At 58.9% G+C, this 1,088-nt stretch carries 1 pseudogene; it reads right to left on the bottom strand.

The window, feature by feature from the left end:
* Positions 1-647: 647 nt before the first annotated feature.
* A pseudogene (locus IEY70_RS20820) lies at positions 648-818 on the bottom strand (AcrVA2 family anti-CRISPR protein); the annotation flags it as partial.
* Positions 819-1,088 lie beyond the last annotated feature (270 nt).

The raw sequence follows: 1,088 nt of genomic DNA on the forward strand, positions 1-1,088 counted from the left end.
GGTCATCTTCTTCCGAAATCTCAATGCGCCGATGGGAACGGGCCATGCCCAAGTCTACTTCTTTAGTGCGTTGTACTTAGGCGACGACCTGAGTTCCTCGGTCTGATTGGTTGCCCTGGACGGTGTTTTTGCCAGTTCGGGACCAAAGGTATCTCCCCTCTGAAATTCCCTGTCTGGTGTTGTTTGTTCTCTCTTAAAGATTAAAAGACAAACAACAAGGAGCGTAATCTCGGGCGTGCTGGACGGTGTTTTTTTCGTTTCGGGACCGAAGGTATCCAGGAAATGGACCAAAGGTATCCCCTCTGGAGCCCGGTTGGGACCGAAGGTGTCTGAGGATCCCCCAGCAGCCGCACCGCGCCGTACCTGGATGAACATACTTCGTCTGACACACTCTTTTTAGGCGAACGGGACCAAAGGTATCTGAGTATGAGGGGGAGATACCTTTGGTCTGTGGGAGAGATACCTTTGGTCCGTAGATGAGACACCTTTGGACAGGTCGGCCCGGCTCCCTCATACGGACTCCGATTGAATGGCTTATAAATTTGCTGGGTCCGAGCGGAAGCGAGTAGGAGCAAAGCGGGTTCCGGACGTGGAGTTGACGACCCGGTGCCGTTCCGGGTGGAGGGCGAGACAAACGGCAGTCCGTATCATTCCAGCCGTACGGACGCTTCGGGGCCGTCACCGTCCATGTTCACCGGAATGAACCCCAGGGAGCGCACCTCGTAGCGGGTGCGGCCGGGGCCGGTCCAGGCGCCGTGCAGGTGCGGTGAGCGCAGGTGGGGCGACATGCGGATGTCCAGTCCGCCTCTGCTTGGCGTGGCATCGGCACAGGCCGTTGCCGGTGTCGTTGCCTGCTTCCCAGCCGGTGGCCGCGTCGGGCGCGCTGAGTTCTGCCTTGCCGCAAAGGTATCGCTATGTGCCGCGAGGCCGGTAGCCTTTCGTGATCGCTGACACCCGGCACGTCGGTCACCTGTCGTGTATGTACACGCAGCCCAGGCAAAGGCCGGATGTGACCGCCTGGAATCTCAGTACCCGACACTTTCCCGGGGGGGCTTGAAAAAGTTCGGCTGAGACGCGAGAACAGAACG

Origin of the sequence: Deinococcus seoulensis, assembly GCF_014648115.1 — a bacterium.
Taxonomy (GTDB): Bacteria; Deinococcota; Deinococci; order Deinococcales; family Deinococcaceae; genus Deinococcus; species Deinococcus seoulensis.